Source organism: Cellulomonas sp. B6 (genome assembly GCF_001462455.1).
Taxonomy (GTDB): Bacteria; Actinomycetota; Actinomycetes; order Actinomycetales; family Cellulomonadaceae; genus Cellulomonas.
This window is the reverse complement of sequence record NZ_LNTD01000213.1, coordinates 1-2,930: the sequence shown is the minus strand read 5'-3', so window position 1 is coordinate 2,930 and position 2,930 is coordinate 1. Positions and strand designations below refer to the sequence as shown.

Annotated in this window: 3 protein-coding genes; all 3 read right to left on the bottom strand. The window is 73.0% G+C overall.

Annotated elements, in window-relative coordinates; translation table 11 throughout:
- Positions 1-1,868 (bottom strand): DUF2207 domain-containing protein (locus ATM99_RS16160; RefSeq protein WP_223305206.1); only part of this gene is annotated, 1,868 nt, incomplete at its 3' end.
- Positions 1,865-2,311: an SsrA-binding protein SmpB gene (gene smpB / locus ATM99_RS16155; protein WP_062103869.1), complete on the bottom strand. Its 447-nt coding sequence runs from the start codon at positions 2,309-2,311 to the stop codon at positions 1,865-1,867. The genes smpB and ATM99_RS16160, both read right to left, overlap by 4 nt.
- Positions 2,312-2,475: 164 nt before the next feature.
- Positions 2,476-2,930: M23 family metallopeptidase (locus tag ATM99_RS16150; RefSeq protein ID WP_150118337.1), on the bottom strand; the 455-nt coding region annotated here is incomplete at its 5' end.

The window sequence follows — 2,930 nt, the reverse complement described above, 5'->3', positions numbered from 1 at the left end:
CCGCTGAACCCGGACCCGCCCGACGACCCGGGGGTCGGTGCGGTGATCGCAGACGTCGCGACGGACTCGAACCGGTCGAGCGCACCCACGAACCCCGTCGCCCAGAACGCGTGCGCCGTCGGCGCGTACGACCCGACGTACCAGCCGGGCTGCGCCACGACGCGCCCCTGCTCCGCGAGCTCGGCGAACACGCGCGCCCACCGGTCCGTGAGGCCGAACACGATCGCGTACGGCAGGTAGCGGCTGAAGACGTCCTCGCCCTCCTCGAACCGCAGCTGGTTCGCCTCGGCCGTCGCGAGGTAGCGCCGGAACCCGAGGGCCTGCGCGAGCACCGCGGTGCCGTCGGGGGTGCGCGCGGGCGCACGCCCCGACACGGCGAGCACGAGGACGCCGACGAGCACGATCGCGATGCCGACGAGCGCGAGCCCGGCGACGCTCCCGACCGCCATCGCGACCAGGGCGACACCGACGCCGAGGAACATGATCCCGAACGCCGACGCGAGCCACGCGTTGCGCACGTTCTTCGGGTTGCCGCGGAACCAGCCGACGCTCGCGACGTGCTCGTACATCATGTCCTGCACCTTGGCGAGCGACGACGCGAACGTGGTGCTCAGGTCGGACAGCTGGATGCGGTCGCCCTCCTCGAACAGGTCGGACAGCAGCCACGCCTCGAAGGGCAGGAGGCCCTCGGTGCCCGAGCGCAGGCGCACGAGCGTCCAGTCCTTCGGCTTCTTCTTCGGGTTCGTGCGCGGGACCTCCTCGATGCGCAGCCAGCCGCGCACCGCGAGGTCGACGATGGTCGCCGTGACGTCGACGGGGTCGGCCTTCTCGTCGACGAGCGTGCCGATCTCCCCCGGGCGGGCGTCCTGCGGCGGCTGGAACTGCACGGACACGGGCATGCGGCGGTCGCGGTACCCGGTCGCGGCCTCCTGGCCGTCGGCGGGACGCAGCCCCGGCGTCAGGCCCAGGTAGGCGCGGTCCCGGCCGGTGCGCCGCACGCGGCGCACGACGAGTGCGCTGCCGACCAGCAGCACCACGCCGGCGACGACGCCCGCGGGGCTGGCGGGCGTGAGCGGGAGACCCGGGTCGGGCTTCGCCCGCAGGATCGGCTGCACGCCGGGGAACGTGCCTCCCGGCCACCCGGTGACGGTCGTGAGCTGGTCGCCCACCGTCACGACGTCCTGCGTGAACGTCGCGGTCGCGCCGTCGGTCGTCGCGGACCCGCACGGCGTGGTCGAGCCGTACGGGCCGACGAAGCACGCGGCGCCCTCGACGGGGGCGGGGCCGGAGACAGCCACCGACAGCCGCGACAGCGGGATCTCCCAGCCGGACCCGATGACGTTCCAGTACAGCTCGTCGCCCGAGTGCTGCGCGTTCGCGGGGTTGATCCACCCGTTGACCGTGAACGTCACGACGTACGTCTGCACGCCCTGCACGTCGTCGACGTCCTCGTCGCCGATCCGCAGGATCATCGCCGACGACTCGTCCTCGCGGTTCACGCGCGCCGGCGCACCCGTGGGGCTGGACGCCTGCACGTCGCTGAACTCGAAGACACGGTCCTGCTCGTCGTCGTACGACACGCGCGTCGGGAACGACAGGTACGGACCGCGCCCGGGGTCGTCGCCGAAGTCGAAGTCGAGCTCGATGCGCACAGCCACCGAGCCGTCGGCCGCGGCGTCGGCGGTGACGTCGTAACGCGTGATCTCGCGGCCGCTGGTCAGGTCGCCCGGGGTGCCCGTCGCGAAGGCGACGGGCGGCGCGAGCACGATCACCCCCAGCGCCACCACGAGCACGAGCAGGAGCGCGACGAGCCGCCGCACCGCACGCGCCAGAACAGGGTCGGATCCGTCCGGACGCACGTCGGTCACCGGTCGCGTCGCTCCCTCATCGCTCGCTGCGCCTCGAGGTTGTCCTGCCGCTCGCGCAGGGCCTGGCGCTTGTCCCAGTCCTTCTTGCCGACGGCCAGGGCGATCTCCACCTTGGCGCGGCCGTCGAGGAAGTACAGCGCGAGCGGCACGATCGTGTGCCCCTTCTCGCGCGTGCGCGCCTCGAGACGCTCGATCTCCTCGCGGTGCAGCAGCAGCTTGCGCTTGCGCCGCGGCGCGTGGTTGGTCCACGTGCCCTGGGAGTACTCGGGGATGTGCACGCCGTGCAGCCACGCCTCGCCGGACTCGATCTCCGCCCAGCCGTCGACCAGCGACGCGCGGCCGGCGCGCAACGCCTTGACCTCGGTGCCCGTGAGCACCAGACCGGCCTCGAGCACGTCCTGGATCAGGTAGTCGTGCCGCGCCTTGCGGTTGGCGGCGACCATCGTGCGGCCGTCCACCTTCGCCTTCGCCACCGCGCGGCCCTCCGTCCGTGTGCTGTCACGCGCCCGGTCCCCGGGCGGTCGTCGCGGTCCTCACGACCGCCGACGTCCGACACTACCGGCGCCCACCCACGTCGTCCCACGGGAATCCGCGGACGACGCGCAGGTCACAGACCCAGGTACGGGCGCGGGTTCGTCGTCGAGCCGTTGACGTACACCTCGAAGTGCAGGTGGCACGCGGCCGAGGTGCCCGTGTTGCCCGCGTAGCCGAGCAGCTGGCCCGCGCTCACGCGCGCGCCGGCACCGACGACGAACGACGACATGTGGTTGTAGCTCGACATCAGCGAGGAGCCGTCCACCCAGCCGTGGTCGACCATCACCTGGTTGCCGTAGCCGCTGCGGAACCGGGCCCACTGGACGGTGCCGTCGCGGCCCGCGTACACCGGCTCGCCGCAGCGGTCGCGCAGGTCGATGCCCGCGTGCATGCGCATGTAGCCGAGGACGGGGTGCATGCGCATGCCGTACTCGGACGTGACGTAGATCGGGTCGTGCGCGGTCGGGTTGCCGAACTTCGCGCCCGGTCGGGCGCCGCCCGGCTGCGCGCTCGTCCCGCCGCCGCCCC

Coding starts and splice junctions, on each gene's coding strand:
- smpB (WP_062103869.1), bottom strand. CDS start 2,311: ATGGTCGCCGCCAACCGCAAGGCGCGGCACGACTACCTGATCCAGGAC.